This is a genomic window from Chitinophaga hostae (assembly GCF_018224885.1).
In the GTDB taxonomy this organism is placed as follows: Bacteria; Bacteroidota; Bacteroidia; order Chitinophagales; family Chitinophagaceae; genus Chitinophaga; species Chitinophaga hostae.
Window position 1 is genome coordinate 286,430 of record NZ_JAGTXB010000010.1, and the last position, 17,816, is coordinate 304,245.

Below are 17,816 nucleotides of genomic sequence, written 5' to 3' on the forward strand. Positions count from 1 at the left end.
TTATGAGTATTACAGATAAAATAAAGCAACATCCCGGATTGAAGCAGCTGGCATTGTACCTGCTGATGCCTAAAAACCAGGCACGTCCCCGGAAATGGGTACAGCTGTTTATTAATCCATTCAAACATAAAAAAGGAAAGGGTTCACTGATCAGGAGAAGAACCAGGATGGATGTACTTCCGTTTAATACGTTTACCCTTGGCCGTTATTCCACCATTGAAGATTTTGCTACTGTTAATAATGGTATGGGCGCAGTGATTATAGGCGATCATACCAGGATAGGAATAGGCAATGTATTAATTGGTCCCGTTCGTATAGGGAATAACGTTATACTGGCGCAAAACATAGTATTATCAGGACTTAACCACGGCTACACTGATCCCGATGTCCCGATATCCCTGCAGCCCTGTTCTGTAGGCGAAATTGTAGTGGAAGATGATTGCTGGATCGGCGCCAACAGCGTAATCACCGCCGGCGTTACCATAGGCCGGCACTCCGTAGTAGCCGGCGGCAGCGTAGTTACCAAAAACGTTCCCCCCTACACGGTAGTAGCAGGCAACCCGGCCCGCCCTATCCGCCAGTACCGGCCATCGACCGGTACCTGGGAAAAGATCTAATCAGCCAGTTTTATAAAATGTCCGCTCCAACGGAAATGCTTGTCCTCTCCTTTTATCTCCATAGTATAATGACCATTGGGAAGGTTGTCGATATTGATTTCTGTCTGGAACGAGTCGGGTGTGGTGTACCTCACACGCTGATACATCCTTCCATTCATATCAATGATGGTGACCGTCAAAGGACTGTTACCCGTTCTGGCTACGTGCAGCCATATACGGTGCGCAGCAGGATTGGGGAACAGGCGCGCTGAATCCTCCATGTGGATATCCGGTCCGGATGCAATTACTCTCACATTAAAGACAGCGGTGGACGTTGCCTGCTTATCGTCCGTTACGGTGAGCTGGAACTGATAATCACCCGCCTTCATGCCTTTGATCAATGTTTGGGCCCTGTCAGTATTTACAATTTCTGCTTCTGAAGGTCCGGTCAACTGTGACCAGGCATATGCCACAATGCTGCCATCGCTGTCGTAGGAAGGACTACCATCTGCAAAGATGGCATCAACCGGTAATTGTATAGTTCTATCGCCGGTGGTTACCGCTACTGGTGGCTTATTTACCACTACCGCCGGTAACACGGTTACATTTACCGTAGCAGTAGCTGTTGCCTGTTTATCATCTGTTACCGTGAGCTGGTAAGTATATGTACCTGCTACCAGGTCGTTAATGGTCGTTCTGGCCTGACCGGCAGTGGCAATACTTCCTCCTGCAGGACCTGCTGTCTTCTTCCACTGCCAGGCAGTAATCTGTCCGTCGGGATCAGTGGACCCGCTTCCATCGAGCATGGCCGTGTTAACCGGCAACTGCACCTGGATATTAACTCCCGCATTGGCTACCGGTGGCTGATTGGGCACCACCGCAGGCAGCACTACTACGTTCACACTAGCACTGCTGCTTCCTCCATCATTATCTGTTACCGTGAGCTGGAAAGTATAGGTACCTTCCTGCAGGTTATTGGCATTTGTTTTAGCTGCGCTTGCAGCAGTAAGATCTCCACCGGCCGGACCTGCGGTTTTCTGCCATAGCCAGGTGGTAATTTGTCCGTCGGCATCGGTAGATCCGCTCCCATCCAGCGACGCGGTATTTGCAGGCAGCTGCACCTGGATATTATTTCCCGCGTTGGCTACCGGTGGCTTGTTAGGCACTATAGCCGGCAACACCACTACGTTTACCGTAGCGCTATTACTCCCGCCATCGTTATCGGTTACCGTGAGCTGGAAAGTATAGGTACCTTCCTGCAGGTTGTTGACATTTGTTTTAGCGGCAGCGGCAGCAGTAAGATCCCCACCCGCCGGACCTGCGGTTTTCTGCCATAGCCAGGTAGTAATTTGTCCGTCGGCATCTGTAGATCCGCTCCCATCCAGCGCCGCTGTATTTGCAGGCAGCTGCACCTGGATATTATTTCCGGCGTTGGCTACCGGTGGCTTGTTGGGCACTATAGCCGGCAACACCACTACGTTTACCGTAGCGCTATTACTCCCGCCATCGTTATCGGTTACCGTGAGCTGGAAAGTATAAGTACCTTCCTGCAAGTTGTTGACATTTGTTTTAGCGGCAGCAGCAGCAGTAAGATCTCCACCGGCCGGACCTGCGGTTTTCTGCCATAGCCAGGTGGTAATTTGTCCGTCGGCATCTGTAGATCCGCTTCCATCCAACGATGCCGTGTTTGCAGGCAACTGCACCTGGATGCTGTTCCCGGCGTTGGCCACCGGTAATTTATTCGCAGCCGGTTTCACGGTTACGGTTACACGGGCAGCACCTGTGAGGCCTTTATTATCGGTAACGGTAAGTTCGAATATGTAAGTTCCGGCAGCGAGACCGGTTACATTGGTTTTCGCAGTGATAGCGCTTGCAATAGTACCGGCTGCAGGGCCGCTTATTTTCTTCCATGCATAGCTCTGGATGGTGCTGCCACCGGTTCCGGCAGAAGCAGATCCGTCCAGTGAAGTATTGTCGACCGGTAAAGTGATGGTTACATCAGATCCTGCATTTGCCAATGGCGGTGAAGTGGTACCGTCCTTCATTTCGAATGCACCCACATCATACTTTAATTGTTGCGGACGTGGAGTGCTGTCGTAGTCTGTATTCAAACTAAAATCACTCATATCCCTGCCGGTATTTACTGCAGGTGACGTGGGCAGCAGGTGATAATTTTTACTGGTACTGTCTGTAAAGCCCGCGGCGAGTTGGCTCGGATAACACAGGTTGTTGCTAAACAGCAACTTAATAGGCTGATCACCCTTTATATACATTCCCTTTGAAGGATAGTCGTAAGCAGTTCCTTTTTCCACCATCAGGTTATTATAAACCTGGTGGCCAATGGGAGTTTGGTAAGCAAAAATTTTGATACCATTCGACCCATTGTCGGTGTTTACAATGGTATTGTTATAAATAACAGCTGCCGGAGGTGGAAAGAGATCCGGTGTGGTATTGGCTGGAATTTTATCTGATACATTGATGCCTTCATAGTAAATATCAGAGATCAGGTTGTTATAGATCTGGCTTACACCAGAACCAAAGATGGTAACTCCCGGCATGTACCCCTTTGAAATATAGTTGTTATATACTTTGAGACTGGAGCCGGAGCCAACCAGGATGCCATAACCCTGTGCAGAGTTCTGGGACATTCCGTAATTAATGATCTTGTTGCTGTACACGCGGTTGTCTCCATTCTTTGCCATGGAGATCTGCATAGCGTCGCTACCAATATTTTCGAGATAGTTGTCGTATACCTGGATATTTTCTATCCAGTGTGAGCGCATGTCGGTGCAGGTGCCTTCTGTCCAGAAATAATGTGTGTTCCCGATATAGAAGCCTTCCCATAAGGAATTCAGGCATTTGATGTGATGTATTTTCACATTCTTCATTACAAAGCTCCCTTCCAGGTACTGTGGCTGTGCGCAGGATTGCAGGGTTTTAGCCTGTAACATGATGCCCCCGTCATGAATGAATATATTATGTACATCGAAGTCAGAACTTCCTACACCAAGTGTAAGACCAAAGATCTGTAAACCGGTGATGTTGGTGCCATTGAGGTCAAAACCGTATTCATAGTTTTTGTCGCCGCTCCCGCTGATTTCCACAAACCGGCAGGTAGGCGCGTTAAACACGGCTGCGGTGCCCTGGTTTTTAACCCCCAGTTTTACCTGTCCTCCACAGTTGGTGATTACAATCGGTTTTGCTGCAGTACCGGTGAGGTTCCCCAGGTGCAGGTACTCGTACTCCCCTGCAGGGATGCACAAGGTATCTCCGGGCTTAACACCCAAAGTAGTCATGGCATTCGGATAATACATTTCCGCGCGCCCGTTGGCCGTGTTGGTCATGGGCACTACAATACGTTTTCCCCCGGTAACAGGAGGTGGTGTTACGGGTGAGTCTACAGGTGGTACTGTTCCATTTTTGGAATATTGCAGCATCCACTCGTACATATTCATGTTGTTCTCCTTATAGGCAGGGTCATAGGCTTTGGTCCAGGCATCGTGGCCGGTGGCATCAAAAACGGTGATCTTTGCCAACGGATTGGGTGCGGGTATGGTGGCGTCAATATATTTTACCCAGTTAATGGAATAGTCTGTAGGTACGTTGGGATCTACTTTATTATGAAACGCCCAGATGGGAGTATTGTTAGATGCGATGTTGGCTGCCAGCGCGGTGGTGGGAGGATAATAACCGCATACTACCGCTGAAGCAGCAAATGCCTTTGCCTCTGTTTTATTTTCGCTGAGGGCTCCCCAGGTTTCGCCGCCCCCCATACTTAACCCGGTTATGTAGATCCGGTTAACGTCAACATCATACTTTGAAAGCAGGTAGTTCTTAAATTTGATGGCATCGGCAGAACCGGGCCAGGTATTGAATTGCGGAGAAATAACGATGAAAGAATAGGTCTGGTTATTTACGGTGAAGCTAACAGGAAATTTTCCCTGTGCTATTACTTTCGGAACCCCATTATTTAATACTGCGGAAAGTGGCGCACCATTGCTGGCCAGTTCACCTACTCCATGGAAGAAAATGATGAGCGGATATTTTTTCCCGCTGCCTGGAGTATACCCGGCGGGAAGATATTCATAGAACCCTTTTATATTCGGCATCGTTGGATCACTAAAAGATCTGGCAGTTTGTACCTGCGCAAAACTCCCGGGGGATCCAAAAAACAATAAAATCAAAATAGCGCTTAGCCTATACATATAGCGGTAAAAGGATTGCCCTTGCAATAGCTGAAGGTTGATCATAAATATATGGCTTGCAATGTTTTAAAATTCTATTCTCATAGTTTCTCCTTAAAAATTCTCCAATAGAAGTCTTCTTTAATATTGCAAAGAAAGCTTTTTTTCTCATCACATAATTAAAAAATTTAACATATATGCGCACAATAAATAAAGTATAACTATTTTATATTTATACTTATTTGTTTATTTTCAATTTATAACAATTAATTGCTTATTAATTTTCAGTAAAAAAAACTACCTTTGCTTATTCGGTACACACTACTGGCCCCGGCATCATTAACCTCATCCTATTAAAGACCATGATTTTATAATAATAGTACGCGTGTAATTATTGTTTCATGGCTTTCAAGTTTTTGTCGATTTTACGTAACAGGCATTTTCATTCTCTTCTGGGGAATGTGATCATGGCTTTCTTCAACGTGCTTTCTTTTGCCCTACTGGTAAGGATGTTGTCTTTGAATGCATTCGGGGAATGGGTACTGTTCCTTGCTACCTATAACATCCTTGATCAGATACGCACAGCTATGTTACAATCGGGTATCATTAAATTCAGTGCAGGGGTTGATGAAACTGTGAGCAGGCAGGTCACCGGGGCCGCCTGGTATATTTCGCTTTTAGTAACGCTCCTCTTCATAGCAGCTTCCTTTATTGTATATGCGGCGGGTTACCGCTGGTTCAGCGACACCTGGCATTTTTTTCTTGGCTGGCTGGGCATCATGACCTTACTTTCTCTTCCGTTTAACTTTGCCACCTGGGTATTACAGGCTGCGCACCGGTTTGACAAAATTGTGCAGATACGTATCCTGCAAAACGGCTCTTTCCTGGTGTTGCTGAGCATTTTATTTTTCCTGAAACAGGTGACGCTGCACAATGTTTTGTATGCTTACTCTTTATCGCTGCTGGCCACCAGTATATACTGTTTGTTTTTTAAATGGACAGCATTGGGAACCATGGCTGCCAGAACCAGGGAACATGTAAAGAGCCTGTATCATTACGGGAAGTTAATTGTGGGCAGTATGGTGTCTTCTTCTCTCCTTAATTATTCTGATAACCTGGTGCTGAGAACAATGCTGAGTCCTGCTGCTGTGGCGGTGTATAGCATTCCGCAAAAATTCATGGAAGTGATTGAGATTATCCTGAGAAGTTTTGTGGCCACTTCCCAGCCTACTATTTCCAGCGCTGCTAACAACAACGACTGGCCGGGAGTGTCCCGTGCTTTCTGCAAATACACCGGTACTGTCACCATCATGATTCTTCCGTTTGTTGCAGGATTGCTGTTGTTTACCAAGCCGCTGATACTGATACTGGCTTCCAAAACCTACCTGCCGGCCACGGATATTGTCCGGATATTCCTGTTGTCAGCCATCCTCTATCCTATTGACAGGTTTATCGGGGTTACGCTTGATATGATTAACAAGCCACTGGTTAATTTCTACAAAAATCTACTTAAGTTGATTTTAAATATTATACTGGACATTGTGCTGGTGCTGATGTTTGCAGACATACGTGCCGTTGCCATCGCTTCTTCCCTCAACCTGCTGTTTGCGGTAGTTTTCGGCTATTATTTTCTGCAACGATATCTTTCGGGCATAGGTATTTCCAATATCTGGAAATATGGCTGGCAGGAGTGCAGGGCATTGTTGTCGAAAATAAAAATATTCCGTTTGCAGTACAAATAATTCCACGTACATGAAACAAGCTTTTATTATACTGAGTCATAAAAATCCGCAGCAGTTATGCCGCCTGTTAAACAGACTGCAGCATCCTGCCATAGATTTTTATATTCACCTGGATGCCAAATCGGATATCAATGAGTGGCAGGCGGCCATGAACATACCGCGGGTATATTTTATTGAAAAACGGGTAAATGTTACCTGGGCAGGGTATGGCACTATCCAGGCTGCGCTCAATGGCATAGCCGCCATTGTGGAATCAGGCTACCAATATAGTTTTTTACATCTTATCAGTGCGCAGGATTATCCGCTGGTGCACGTAGAGCAACTATACGGCTTTTTTAATGCCAACAATGGCCAGCAGTTCCTGGATATATTATCCGCGGAAGAATTGCAGCGGGTCATTACAAAAATAACATCCTACCATTTTGAAGATCTGCAACTACCGGGTAAATACCGTCTCACAGCACTAATAAATAAAATACTCCCCAAAAGGCGTCATCCGCTTGGGCTGGAAGTATATGGCGGTTCTCTCTGGTGGAGCCTCACACAGGAATGTGCGGCAGCATGTTTATCCTACATCAGGTCACATCCTGAACTGGAACGATTTTATAAATATACCTGGGGAGGAGATGAATTTATTTTCCAGACCGTTATTATGAACAGTCCTTTTAAAGACAGTGTTCGGAATAATTACCGGCGCTATATCGACTGGTCAGAAGGGAAAGCGCATCCGAAAACCTTTGGCATGAATGATCTTGACAAAATTCTTGCATCAGGGCAGCTGCTGGGCCGGAAATTTGACCTCGAGAAAGCACCCGACCTGCTGGATAAAATAGATGCGGCAGCGGGGTACTAATAAAAAAGGTTGATCCATTACAGATCAACCTTTCTTTCTATCGGGACATTGTAACATCAGTTAATATTCTTTCTCCATAAGGTATTAAAGCCCCCGGTAAAACTATACGGCAGCAGCTCTGCTACCTGGCAATCAAGGGTTTGAAGAAACTTTACTTTCTTCGTGAGTAAGGAAAAAGGAAATACATCCTCCACAAAATTGGTTTTTGCAAACTGTATGATCTTAAAGTTGCTGGCTTGTGCCAGGTGCCGCAGATCATTCCTGGTAAAGAATTGTACGTGATCGAGGTTATCGGCCTGCGACTGTGCGGTGGTGCCTTTAAAGCCCAGCGCACTCTTCACCTTATTGATGGACGTCCATAACGCCGGGTTATTTCTTGCTTTCAGCATAGGTCTTGTCACGCACAGTTCCCTGGGGCCATTACCATTGGGTACGGTTACTACCAGCAATCCATCATCTTTCAATGATTCGTAGATAGTATGCAGCAGCAGTTGCGGCTGATCAAGGTGTTCCAGCACCTCGCTGCATATCACTGCATCATATGTTTCACCCTGCGCCGTCAGCTGTTCAGCACTGATTGCTGCAAATTTCACATTCGGATAGGTGTTGCGCTGATTGGCAACAGCAATTGTTTTTTCACTGATATCAATTCCCAACACCTGATAGCCAAACTGGCCAAGGTGCCGGCTGATAACACCATTCCCGCATCCAACATCCAATACACGGCCTCCGTCGGGTATATTTTTCTTCAAACTGTCTGTAATAAAATTCAGGCGCTTGATATCGGTAATGCGATTATATTCGTAGGTGATTGCGGTCTTTGTCATATTGAAATTGATAAAATGTTATTATTTGCAAAGCTGTCGGTAAACAGCAGAAATTTTCTCCGTCATCCCGGTCACATTAAAGTGTTCCACAATTGCCGCCTTGGCATTTTGCTGCAATGACTGACGCAATGCGCCATCGGTAGCGAGTTTCACAATTGCCATGGCTAATGCAGTGCTGTTTTCCGCTGGTACCAGCAGGCCATTTTCCCCGTCTTTTACCGCTTCGCGGGTACCGTCCACGTCACTGGCGATAACGGCCTTTCCCATTGCCATTGCTTCCAGCACGCCTATCGGAAAACCTTCCCATAAAGAAGGCAAACAGTATATATCGGCTGCATTCAATACTGCCGGCACATCCTGCCGGAAGCCATCAAATGTAACGTGGTTTTCTACCTGCAGTTCTTTGGCCGCCTGTACCGCAGCTTCTTTCAGTTCTCCGTCTCCTATCATCAGCAAATGCAGTTCCGGTCTACTTTTAAGCGCTGCAGCAAAAGCATGTATCATACTTACCGGGTCTTTCTGATAAGTCATCCGGGCAATGTAACACAGCAGCAGCTTATCAGCCGGAATACCATAAGCCCCGCGCACATCAGGATACGCCGCATCCGGGTTAAACTTTTGCAGGTTCACCCCATTCCTGACCACCACACCAGAAAACCCGTTAAAAGCTTTGATCCCGGTTTGTCGGTTGGACTCCGACACACAAATATTTACCTGGGTTTTACGGGTGATAAATTTTTCCGCGGCTACGCGCAAACGGCGGGTCAGCGGATGTAATCCATCATGAAATGACCATCCGTGAATGGTATATACTACCGGCAAGCCCAGGTTACGGGCCGCCCACAATACGTTTGTATTGGCCCTGGTACCGTGTACATGTACAATATCAATACGTTGTTCTTCTATAAACTTTCTTACCTTTTTCCAAACGCTGATATCGAATGCCTTTTCACTGGCAATCACATACGCCGGAACGCCCAATTTTTCCAATGCAGTGATCATCGGTCCGTCTGTAAAGGAAAGCACGATTGGCTCAAAAGCTGTTTTATCCAATGAGGCTACCAGGTCCAGCACATGACTCTCTCCGCCGCCGATTTTACCCTGGCGGATGGTTTCGAGTACCCGTGTTTTACCTTTTAAATTGTCCATGCTATAATTTTTCTATCCAGCGGCTGTACCACAGCTGGAATACCAATATATTCCACAGCTTCTGGTGGCTTACTTTACCACCGGATAAGTAGGTGTTTAACAGTTGTTCTACATGCTCCACGTTAAAAAGGCCAGATTTTGCCAGGCGTTCGCCAGACAGGTAATACTGCATCTGTTCTTTTAATTCATCTTTAAACCACACCTGCAAAGGCGCAATGAACGGGCGTTTTGGACGTTCCATCAGCGGCTTTGGAATATATTTGTGTACAATTGTTTTGAGGATATATTTGTTGATACCATCCTTTACTTTCAGCGATGCCGGCACTTGTGCCAGGAATTCCACCAGGCGGTGATCCAGCATGGGTTCGCGGCCTTCGATACTTACCGACATGGTGGCTCTGTCTACCTTTACCAGGTTATTGTCTACCAGGAAAGTTTTATAGTCTACCGCCAGTAAACGGTTCAACGGATCGTTCATGCTATCCAGCTCCCCGTTCATATCAAAGTTGGTCCGGTAGCCGTCGGTAGGCATGTTGGTATAGTAATTCACTTCGTTTTCCGTCAGGTATTGACTGATATATTTGAGCGCCTGCTGCGGTTTTCCGCTGGCCCAGATCAGTTTCATTTTTTCATACCGCGAAGCAAAATTGTATTGCTTATTAAAATAAGGGATCGCTTCCGGCGATACCACCGACATGGCTGCGCTGATCGTGCGTTGCAACGGGCGGGGAAAGCTTCCTGTATAACGAAGCGATTGATTAAACTTATTATAGCCGGCAAACAGTTCGTCGCCACCGTCTGCTGAAAGCACTACTTTAACTTCCTTTGCTGCAAATTTACTCACCAGTGTAGTGGGCACGGTGGAGTTGTCGGCAAAAGGTTCATCATATATCTCCGGCAAATGTTCCAGCACTTCTTTGGCCTCCTTGGGTCCTACAATCCATTCGTGATGGTCGGTGCCCAGGTGCATGGCAATTTTTTTCGCCTCTTTGGATTCGTCCCATTGCGGCTCTTTATACCCGATCGTAAACGTTTTTATACGGTTGGAGGTATTGGATTGCAGCAGAGCGGCAACGCTGGCGCTATCATACCCGCCGCTCAAAAACACGCCCACCGGCACATCGGATACCATGCGATAACTATAGGCGCTATGCATCAGTTCTTCGGTGCGACGGATCACATCCGATTGTGTTAAACCCGTAAGGGGCTGACGGTAGGCGTCCAGTACATTCCAGTATTGGTGTTCCTTTACCCCGGCATCTTCCAGGGTTACTTTTAAAACATGCCCTGGCTTTAGTTTATGGGTGTTTTTGTAAATAGTATAAGGGGCCGGGATATAACTAAACTGCAGGAACAGCGATAAGCTTTTCTCATCAATTTCTTTTTTGAAAGATGGATGCTCACAGAGTCCTTTCAGCTCCGATGCAAAGAGTAAGGTTTGATTATGCCAGTAGTAGTAGAGTGGCTTTACGCCTGCGCGGTCACGGAAAAGTGTTACTTCGTTGCTATTACGGTCGTAGATAACGAAGGCGAACATACCAATACATTTGTCGAGGATTTTTTCACCCCATTGGGCATATCCCTTTATCAGTACTTCCGTATCGGCGCCGGAATGAAAGGTGTAATCCAATTTTTCCAGTTCCTTGCGGATCTCTTTGAAATTATATATTTCGCCATTGAATACAATGGAGAATTGATTAAAATGCATGGGTTGATGTCCTGAACTGGAAAGATCCAGAATAGACAAACGGCGTTGTCCCAGACCAACAGATGCGCGGGGAGCTTCATAAACTTCGTAGCCGGCGTCGTTAGGCCCGCGATGAGCCATTACGTCCGTCATTTTCCGCAGTGTATCCGCGTCTGATTTTTGGGTAAAATCAATAAACCCTGCTATGCCACACATATATTATCTGGTTTAGGGTGTTTAAGATTCCAAAAAATGCCATTCCAGAAGGCTTTCATGTGAACGGATTCCCGCTTTAATAAAAACTGAGCTGTATTCTTCGGTATCGTCAGGAAAATAAAATACAAAACAAATATTGTTCTGGCAGGAAGTTTTACATTTCTGCGCATAAACAAAATCCTGTTTCGTGTAATGTAATATGTTTTCAGCGGGCTGTTCTTTCCCGTTGTCATAGATTCTTTGTGATAAATAAGCGATTTATACTGGTAGTAAATTTTATACCCGTGCCGCTTAAACTGTTCGCACCAGTCGAATTCTTCATAATAAAGAAAATATACTTCCGGCATCAGCCCTACTTTCTGTACTGCCGCTGCGGACACCATCATAGCGCCGCCATGGGCGTAATGTGTTTCCGTCACTGCATCATACTGACCGTTATCGGCTTCCCTGCATCCGATCATGCTGTTTCTGCCGGTGAGGGTGTCTACTGGTTTGTAGCCCGCATATTCGATCGTTCCCTTATGAAAAAAGTAATGAAACTTCGGACTTACCACGCCGGCATCCGGGTGCTTGCTGAATATTTCCAGCAATCCTTCTATCAGCCCTTCGGTAAACTCGGTATCATTATTCACCAGGAAAAAATACGCTCCGCTGGCAGCCCTGATGCCCAGGTTGTTGCCACCGGCAAAGCCCAGATTTTTGTCGCTGGTAATCACTTTTGCAGCCGGGTATTCTTTGATGATGGCTGCTACCGGACTTTCCACGGAGGCATTATCGACGACGATTACCTCCAGGTTGGGGTAGCTGATCCTGTTGAGAGAGGCCATTAACTCCGCTGTTATAGCAGCGTTGTTATAATTAACGGTTATAATAGATACCAGTGGATAATATGTATTACTTTCTGGCTGCATCTAGTAGCGGATTGTCGATACCGGTTTGGGTATGTGTGGTATGAATAAATGTTTTATCTGCGCCCTTCAAGCGAAACAGCAATAGTATCATAATACCGATGGCCCTTGGCAGTGTAAGCATTGCAGTAAAAAGGTACCTGGTAAAGAATTTCCCCGGAATTGGCAATAAAAGACTGATGATATTCAGTGCAAACAGTACCAGCCAGTAGTACACAGGTACTAATATAAACGACTGCAGCAAAAAGCAAAGCACCGTACCAAAGGTTAGGGCCGCCAGCAGCAACATACGTGGCAGCAATGCATTCTGGCACACCGCCAGGTTGAAATAGTTAAGGTCGCCTTTGAACAGTTCGGCCCATCCTTTCTTCCAGAAGGTGCGTAAATACACGAGCTGGCTTGACATCCAGCGTTTGCGCTGGTTTTCGAATACGGCCGCGTGTGTAATTTTTTCATCAAAAACGTAAGCATCTTCCAGGTAAAGGATCGTGTGTCCTTTTTCTATTACCAGCAGCTGCAGTACCTTATCAAAACCTCCGGTAGCCTGGATTTCAGCCAGGATCTGCCTGATGAGCGGATAATGAAAAGCCATACCGGAACCAATTACAGACGAGGACAATCCCAAAGCATTGGCGCCCTTTCTGTAAAGGTGGTTGGCGATAATTTCGTTGGCGGCGTCCAGGATCGCAAAGGGAGTATTCAGATTTTTGGCTACTCTTTGCCCCTGTATCGCGTAGTTTCCTTCCTGGTAGGCATGATTTATTTTTAATAAAAAATCTTCTTCCAGCACATTATCCGCATCACAAATCAATGCCAGGTCATAGTCATCGCCAAGATGTTCAAATGCCGCATTCAAAGACTTAGCCTTTGTGCTTTTATCAAATTTAACCGGCAGCACATTGGCGCCGGTAGCAGCCAGCTCCATCAGGGTTCTTGGCTGCAGCGAATCTGCAATTACCACTACTTCAAACCGGTCTACAGGGTAGCGCAACCGGTTGTAGCTGGCTACGGTAGACAGGATGATACTATCTTCCTTGTAGGCTGGAATGAGTACGGCAATCTTTGCAAAGCGCTCCGTATTCCTGTATGATATCTCTTTCTTCCGGCTCAGGCGTCCGGCAATGGCTAACAAAAGATTGTACAATACACATCCGGCCAGGTAAACAAACAGTATTAATTCTAAAATTGCTATCATTATACATTATCTTTTTGCACAAGTGCGCGCGGCGTATTTACCATCAGCCACATATCGTACCTGAACGAGCGCTTATGCGCATAGTTAATATCCAGATCTATCCTTTCCTTTACTGACATATCCTTCTTACCTCTTTTGCTTACCTGCCAGAGGCCGGTGATGCCTGCAGGGGCGAGGAATCTTTCCACCCAGTCGTCGGTAGTCAGCGTGGTGGCTTCATACAAAGGCAAAGGACGGTTACCTACCAGCGACATATCGCCTTTCAGTACATTCAGCAGCTGGGGTAATTCGTCGAGACTTGAATTACGTAAAAAGCTGCCCAGTTTTGTTACCCGCGGATCATTGGATACTTTGATGAATACAGGTCCGGCATTACTGCCTTCATATTGATTAAGGTGCTTGATCTTATCCAGTTGCTTGTCGGCATCCGGGATCATCGTCCTGAATTTATAAAACTTGAATACGCGGTAGTTGCGGCCGGCCCGTTTTGCCGCATAGAAAATCGGCCCCTTCGATTCCAGCCTGATCAATGTGGCAATCAGCACCAGAAGCGGGCTTAGCAACAACAAGCCGGTACCTGCCAGCATCACATCAAGCGAGCGTTTCATGAAATTACTGTAGAACCGGCGGGTATACAGTCTCTTGGTAATGCCGCGTTTCCGGTAGGCAGGGATAGCCCGCATACGTTTAAACTTGCTGACAATGGCTACTTTATTACCCAGCATATGCCACACATCGCGTGTGATCACATCATCAATAAAGCCGTACTTTTTTACCAGCGGTTTCAGTTCATCGAAACCTTTGTCGGCATAAATAAAAAAGGGAATGGAGCTGAGGAACTGCCTGGTCGAAAAAAAAGACTCCCACTCAGACAATGCAGATTCGTATCCGCTCTCAAACCGGTAAATAATCACCGCAGGCATTCTCTTAAAAACATGTTGCAACTGGTACATCACTTTTTTTGCGTCTTCCACATTCTCCGTCACAACACACCTGAACTGATCATTTTCGGCTAACATTTCTTTATGGGGGTGACCAACAAAAAGTACAATACTCTCAGCATCCGCGGTATCGGCCAGGGCAACATGGTTGTCTGATTCCCTGACGCTGTGTACCTGCAGTAAATTAGGTGTAGAGGTGTTCATATGTCGCTTATTAGTAGTGTATTGGCTTAATCGTACCATATTGCTATACAGCAGAGATGGTTAGTTGTTCATTTAATATGAAGCCCACTTTACTCATCAGCTGCATGGGGTCGAAGGGCTTCTGTACCACCTGTCTTACACTATTATACCTGGTTGATAAATCATTAATTTTCTCTGCAAAAAATCCGGACAGCACAATTACCGGGATCTCCTGGTATAAATAACTGCCCGATAAATAATCCAGCAGTTCCCAGCCATCAATGTTAGGCATCTGCAGATCTGTGATAATAAGATCCGGCTTATTGCCTTTCAGCAACCATGTCATTGCTACCAGACCGTCTGGTGCGGAAACCACTGAATACTCCTTTCCCAAAACCGCCTCCAGCAAATAACGCATAGGCATGCTGTCGTCTATTATTAAAATTTTCTTTTTCATTACCTTCTTTTCTAAACAATTATTAAAACTGTTATCTAGGCTGAGTGCATAAAACATATATGCAAAAACCCGAAGGCTTTAAATGGGATCTGGTCAAGAATTATTAGGTAGTTAACCCTTGCGGTTTCTTTCAGGGGATATGAGAGAGGAAAAATGGTTTTTCTATTTATCCTTTTTTGTATTCTCGAACTTGTCATTCGATCAACATGGAAACAAAAATATTATTTTCCTGATTTCGCCGATTATTTATTTGGTAAACGACTCAATTTTGGGGGTAAGTGTTAGAAATTTCACTGTAAACGGTTGGAGGCTATCTCATAAAACGATGTAAAGCAAAATCCTAATATAAAAATTCAATTGGGTATGATACAAATTATAATACTTTTGTGGCGAAAACAAAGGTCCCCATAAAATTTTTTCCCGCTATGTCAATATGGTCTGTGATTTTCTGGATAAGTTTATTCCTGGTATGCTACAGTTATGTAGGATATGGTATGTTATTATATATCGTTATCCGCGTAAAACGCATACTGCAGCGCAATAGCACCGAAACAGAAATCCCTTTCGAACCTGCTGTAACTTTCCTGGTAGCTGCCTATAATGAAGAAGATTTTATTGCCGAAAAAGTAGCTAACAGTCTTGCTATATCTTACCCAAAGGACAAATTACAGATCATTTTTGTAACAGATGGCTCTTCCGATAACACTAATGCGATCATTTCCCGGTATCCTGGTGTACAGGTATTATACAGTGCGGAACGCAAAGGGAAAATGGCTGCGGTAAACCGGGCCATGGCGCAGGTAAAAACACCTTTCGTAGTGTTATCAGATGCAAATACCCTGCTGAATGCGGCGGCGGTTACGCTACTGATGCAACGTTTCCGGGATGACCGCGTAGGAATGGTAGCCGGTGAGAAAAAGGTGATGCCCACCACCGGCGCTGCGGAAGCGCAGGGAGAAGGCATGTATTGGAAATACGAATCCCTGCTGAAAAAATGGGACGCGGAATTATATAGTGTAATGGGCGCTGCGGGCGAGCTTATCGCTATTCGTACGTCCCTGTATGAACATTTATCCGAGGATACGATCCTCGATGATTTTATGCTTTCCTTTAAAATAAACATGAAGGGTTATACGGTCATGTACGAACCGGCGGCCTATGCCATGGAAACCGCTTCTGCTTCGCTGAAAGAGGAGTATAAAAGGAAGGTAAGGATCAGTGCAGGTGGCTTTCAGTCGATGGGCAGGCTGCTGGCCTTGCTCAATCCCTTCCGGTATCCCAAAATTACATGGCAGTATATTTCCCACCGGGTGCTGCGCTGGACGCTCGCGCCCCTTGGCCTGTTACTGGCACTGGTGAGCAATGTCATTCTAATTCTTTTAAAGGCAGGCGATATCTATATTATCACCGGCATTGCGCAGGGATGCTTTTACCTGGCAGCCCTGACGGGTTACGTATTGACGATGCGGGGAATAAAAGCAAAATATTTCTATATCCCTTTTTATTTTGTTTTCATGAATGTGGCGGTTTACATCGGGTGTATCAGGTTCCTCCGGAAAAGGCAATCTGCCGTATGGGAACGTGCACAGCGCAGTGTAGCTATGCAATAAAGGAGGTCAATTGCATTTCACCAGTAAAACATTCGCGTTTACCAACCAAAAATGACCGTTTGCAAAATAAAATTGAACATATAAATACTGTTTTATAAATTAGTATCTGTTCTAACTTTAGCCACCGAATCATAAGTTATCAATAGCAAAGGACTCTGAGCGCACCAACAATTGTGAATCGTTTTGATTGTAATATCCATCTACCTTATCCTTCGACAAAGCCCCTACCGCTACTGGATTGGCATCCATAGCTGGATTTAATTTTTACCATCTCCTCTGAACTGCAAGTATTTTCGGGTTTCCGGATGTGACTTGTTATTTTCTATTTTCCTACGGCTGCCTAAAGTGGCCGGGGGGTCACGTAACATAACATACATACTTCCATGAATCGAACTTTACACCACCTGCTCCTTTTAGTGCTATGCTTTTTATGCGCCCCCCAAGTTTATGCGCAGACCGCACTAAACCCCAGTGATCCAGTTGTCACCTACAATTCCAGCAAACCGCCCGCTGCACCTGTGTACGAAAAAATCACAAAGTGGGTGCGAACAGTGAGGATGAACTATACTACCACCTCTTATAAATGCTACATTTATAAGAACATGGCCTTCCGTCTTAAATTCCCTAAAACCTATGTTCCGGGAACAAACGATGGCAAAAAGTATCCTATCTACCTGTTCTTTCACGGAGTAGGTGAAAAAGGAACTATTTATGACAACGAATACCAGTTGCTTTGGGGTGGCCAAACCTGGATGAACCGTGTTGACGCCGGAACATTTGATGGTTACCTTTTGTATCCTCAGAGCCAGGGTGGCTACTGGGGTCCCAATGATTATGATAATCTGAAAGAAGTAATAGACTCTATCGTAACCAGCTGCAAGGGAGACCCCGATCGCTTATGCCTGAATGGTTTGTCCGGTGGTGGCTGGGGTACCTGGGAATTTATGCTGCGCTATCCGCAATTAACAGCAGCAGCCCTCCCTATGAGCGCCATGATAAATGATTACGCCAATCACATCGATACCTATAAATTTACTCCTATGTGGTTGTTCCAGGGTGGCCTTGATGGCAGCCCTGCTCCGTATACCACCAACCAGGTAGTGGCCCAGATAAATGCCGCCGGCGGTAATTTCAAGCTGACCGTTTATCCAAACGATGCCCACAATACCTGGAATGACGCCTGGAATGAAACGGATTTTGCGCCGTTCATGCTCAGGGCAAACCGGTTAAATCCATACCCGCTATATGGTACCACTACTTTTTGCCCC

General features: G+C 45.8%; 13 protein-coding genes. 5 read left to right on the forward strand and 8 right to left on the reverse strand.

Features of this window, described 5'->3' with window-relative positions; all coding sequences use genetic code 11:
* Window positions 1-2: 2 nt before the first annotated feature.
* Window positions 3-617: an acyltransferase gene (locus KE626_RS20955; RefSeq protein WP_211974887.1), complete on the forward strand. Its 615-nt coding sequence runs from the start codon at window positions 3-5 to the stop codon at window positions 615-617.
* Here KE626_RS20955 and KE626_RS20960 read toward each other — a convergent pair.
* The gene (locus KE626_RS20960) at window positions 614-4,705 is read right to left on the reverse strand and encodes a PKD domain-containing protein (protein ID WP_211974888.1); all 4,092 of its coding nucleotides are present in this window, start codon (window positions 4,703-4,705) and stop codon (window positions 614-616) included. The two genes, KE626_RS20955 and KE626_RS20960, sit on opposite strands and share 4 nt — an antisense overlap.
* 476 nt (window positions 4,706-5,181) lie before the next feature.
* On the opposite strand from KE626_RS20960, the gene KE626_RS20965 reads away from it, so the two are divergent.
* Window positions 5,182-6,522 (forward strand): lipopolysaccharide biosynthesis protein, encoded by a 1,341-nt coding sequence (locus tag KE626_RS20965; protein WP_211974889.1) that lies wholly within the window; start codon window positions 5,182-5,184, stop codon window positions 6,520-6,522.
* Between the two features lie 10 nt (window positions 6,523-6,532).
* On the forward strand, window positions 6,533-7,375 hold the full coding sequence (locus KE626_RS20970) for a beta-1,6-N-acetylglucosaminyltransferase (protein ID WP_211974890.1): 843 nt from the start codon (window positions 6,533-6,535) through the stop codon (window positions 7,373-7,375).
* Between the two features lie 56 nt (window positions 7,376-7,431).
* On the opposite strand, the gene KE626_RS20975 is transcribed toward KE626_RS20970, so the two are convergent.
* Genes KE626_RS20975 through KE626_RS21005 form a run of 7 tightly spaced genes read right to left on the reverse strand, consistent with a single transcriptional unit; the run spans window position 7,432 to window position 14,938 of the window.
* Complete coding sequence (locus KE626_RS20975; protein WP_211974891.1) at window positions 7,432-8,202, reverse strand: class I SAM-dependent methyltransferase; 771 nt, start codon at window positions 8,200-8,202, stop codon at window positions 7,432-7,434.
* A 21-nt stretch (window positions 8,203-8,223) separates the two neighbouring features.
* Window positions 8,224-9,351, reverse strand: a complete 1,128-nt coding sequence (locus tag KE626_RS20980; protein ID WP_211974892.1) for a glycosyltransferase family 4 protein — start codon at window positions 9,349-9,351, stop codon at window positions 8,224-8,226.
* Window position 9,352: 1 nt separating this feature from the next.
* Window positions 9,353-11,254, reverse strand: coding sequence for an asparagine synthase (glutamine-hydrolyzing) (asnB, locus tag KE626_RS20985; RefSeq protein WP_211974893.1), 1,902 nt, complete (start codon window positions 11,252-11,254; stop codon window positions 9,353-9,355).
* Entirely contained in the window at window positions 11,242-12,165 is a 924-nt protein-coding gene (locus tag KE626_RS20990; RefSeq protein ID WP_211974894.1) for a glycosyltransferase family 2 protein, read from the reverse strand. The genes asnB and KE626_RS20990 overlap by 13 nt, the downstream gene beginning before the upstream one ends.
* A complete protein-coding gene (locus KE626_RS20995) occupies window positions 12,149-13,357 on the reverse strand; it encodes a glycosyltransferase family 2 protein (protein ID WP_211974895.1) in 1,209 nt (402 codons plus the stop codon). Before KE626_RS20995 ends, KE626_RS20990 begins: the two co-directional genes overlap by 17 nt.
* Window positions 13,357-14,502 carry a sugar transferase gene (locus KE626_RS21000; protein WP_211974896.1) on the reverse strand — a complete coding sequence of 382 codons (1,146 nt, stop codon included), beginning with the start codon at window positions 14,500-14,502 and terminating at the stop codon, window positions 13,357-13,359. Before KE626_RS21000 ends, KE626_RS20995 begins: the two co-directional genes overlap by 1 nt.
* A 43-nt stretch (window positions 14,503-14,545) precedes the next feature.
* The gene (locus tag KE626_RS21005; protein ID WP_211974897.1) at window positions 14,546-14,938 is read right to left on the reverse strand and encodes a response regulator; all 393 of its coding nucleotides are present in this window, start codon (window positions 14,936-14,938) and stop codon (window positions 14,546-14,548) included.
* Between the two features lie 425 nt (window positions 14,939-15,363).
* Between KE626_RS21005 and KE626_RS21010 the strand changes: the two genes are divergently transcribed.
* Together KE626_RS21010 and KE626_RS21015 are read left to right on the forward strand one after the other, a co-directional pair.
* The gene (locus KE626_RS21010) at window positions 15,364-16,548 is read left to right on the forward strand and encodes a glycosyltransferase family 2 protein (protein ID WP_211974898.1); all 1,185 of its coding nucleotides are present in this window, start codon (window positions 15,364-15,366) and stop codon (window positions 16,546-16,548) included.
* 518 nt (window positions 16,549-17,066) lie between these two features.
* Window positions 17,067-17,816 (forward strand): carboxylesterase family protein (locus KE626_RS21015; RefSeq protein WP_211974899.1); only part of this gene is annotated, 750 nt, incomplete at its 3' end.

Bases quoted from the DNA above. Each gene is read 5' to 3' on its own strand.
- KE626_RS20975 (WP_211974891.1), bottom strand. From the start codon at position 8,202: ATGACAAAGACCGCAATCACCTACGAATATAATCGCATTACCGATATC.
- KE626_RS20995 (WP_211974895.1), bottom strand. From the start codon at position 13,357: ATGATAGCAATTTTAGAATTAATACTGTTTGTTTACCTGGCCGGATGT.
- KE626_RS20960 (WP_211974888.1), bottom strand. From the start codon at position 4,705: ATGCCGAATATAAAAGGGTTCTATGAATATCTTCCCGCCGGGTATACT.
- KE626_RS21005 (WP_211974897.1), bottom strand. From the start codon at position 14,938: ATGAAAAAGAAAATTTTAATAATAGACGACAGCATGCCTATGCGTTAT.
- KE626_RS20955 (WP_211974887.1), top strand. From the start codon at position 3: ATGAGTATTACAGATAAAATAAAGCAACATCCCGGATTGAAGCAGCTG.
- KE626_RS21010 (WP_211974898.1), top strand. From the start codon at position 15,364: ATGTCAATATGGTCTGTGATTTTCTGGATAAGTTTATTCCTGGTATGC.
- KE626_RS20980 (WP_211974892.1), bottom strand. From the start codon at position 9,351: ATGGACAATTTAAAAGGTAAAACACGGGTACTCGAAACCATCCGCCAG.
- KE626_RS20965 (WP_211974889.1), top strand. From the start codon at position 5,182: ATGGCTTTCAAGTTTTTGTCGATTTTACGTAACAGGCATTTTCATTCT.
- asnB (WP_211974893.1), bottom strand. From the start codon at position 11,254: ATGTGTGGCATAGCAGGGTTTATTGATTTTACCCAAAAATCAGACGCG.
- KE626_RS21000 (WP_211974896.1), bottom strand. From the start codon at position 14,502: ATGAACACCTCTACACCTAATTTACTGCAGGTACACAGCGTCAGGGAA.
- KE626_RS20990 (WP_211974894.1), bottom strand. From the start codon at position 12,165: ATGCAGCCAGAAAGTAATACATATTATCCACTGGTATCTATTATAACC.
- KE626_RS20970 (WP_211974890.1), top strand. From the start codon at position 6,533: ATGAAACAAGCTTTTATTATACTGAGTCATAAAAATCCGCAGCAGTTA.